Genomic DNA, 1417 nt, shown 5'->3' with positions numbered 1-1417 from the left:
AGGTCTTACAGGGCGGCGGTAGAAGCCCGACGGGATATTGCTCTGCTGGTGGCCGTACGCGTCCTCAAACGTCCATCTAGGAAGCTGCATTTCGCGCCTCACAATGAGAGTAAAAATACGAAAATATGGTGACTAACGAGGCCCAAGACCGCAGGCACGCTGCAGCGCTTGACGATATCGAGCGGACTGCACTTTAGCATACCGGCTATCGCGACGACCACGCCTGCGACGGGCGAGAGAGGGCGAGCGATAGTCGAGGCCTGGTGCATCGGCAGCACGAGCATCACGGAGCTCACGTTTAGTTTAGCTGCGATATGCGGCACCATCTCGATGAGCGGGTAGAAGCTCGCGCCGTTTGAGCCAGAGATGATCGTAACTAGCGTCGTGATGATCACGAAAAGCACCGACATGCCAAATCCGCCAAAGCCAAGTGAATTTGCGAGCCCTACGATACTATCGAGCATGCCTAGCGCCTTAAAGCCTTCTGCAAATACGCCCGCTGCGATGATAAGGATAACGACGCCGCTTAGGCTCTTGCCCATCGCTTGGAAAAATACCTTGACCCCCTCGGCAATCGGGTCAAATTTAAACCTATGCCTGACCGCCTCAAAAAGCATCGCGATGACGACTGAGAGGATGATGATCGCCGAGATATCAAGCTTGATAGAGGCGATGCAGTACTGCGAAAATACTACCACCAAAATCATCGGTAAAAATGGCAGTATCGCGTAAATTTTAGGCGCGACGGCCTCGGGATTTTGCACTGCGCCGTCAAATTCCATCACTTCGCCCACGTGCTCGCTGCACACCCAGCCCTCTTTTTTATCGAGATATCTGTTCCAAAAAACGAGCGCGATACCCATCACGATCGAGGTCGGAAGCGCGGCTGGAATTTTATAGATGAAAACGTAATCTAAAATGCTAAGCTGCGTAGCCTTCGCCGCGGCGGCGGTCGATGCGCCGATGAGTACCATCGAGGCGGCTCCGGACATCGCGCAGATCGAGCCTACGGTGAGCTTGTTTAGTCCAAGCGAGATGAGTACGGGCCCTAAAAGCGCGAGGCATAGCACGCCAAGCCCCACCGCGCTAGTGATAACCATGCTGATGAGCTTAGCCACCGCAAACGCGACGAATACCATGACGTATGGATTTTTGATCCTAGCAAAGCGCTTCGTAGCTATAGAGACGAAAGCGTGGTTCGCGCCGATATGCGTCATATAGCTGGCAAAGCCTACCATAAACATGATGATAAGGCCTAAATTTGCAAATCTGTTTGAGAACATATAACGGATAAACTCGATGATGTTCAGGTATGCGTTGCCCGTCGCTACGGCCTGTTTAGGCATGAAATTCCCCGTCCCCAGCGCGACCGAGCAGATCAACATAAAAACGCCCGAAAGAAAAAGCACGAGCGGTG

General features: G+C 52.9%; 1 protein-coding gene. It reads right to left on the bottom strand.

Translation table 11 applies throughout. From position 1 onward, the window contains the following. Window positions 1-98: 98 nt before the first annotated feature. Window positions 99-1417 (bottom strand): C4-dicarboxylate transporter DcuC (gene dcuC / locus Q0095_RS04625; RefSeq protein WP_297881804.1); only part of this gene is annotated, 1319 nt, incomplete at its 5' end.

Origin of the sequence: uncultured Campylobacter sp., assembly GCF_938045535.1 — a bacterium.
Taxonomy (GTDB): Bacteria; Campylobacterota; Campylobacteria; order Campylobacterales; family Campylobacteraceae; genus Campylobacter_B.
The sequence above is the reverse complement of the archived record's forward strand: the minus strand, read 5'-3'. Positions and strand labels throughout refer to the sequence as shown.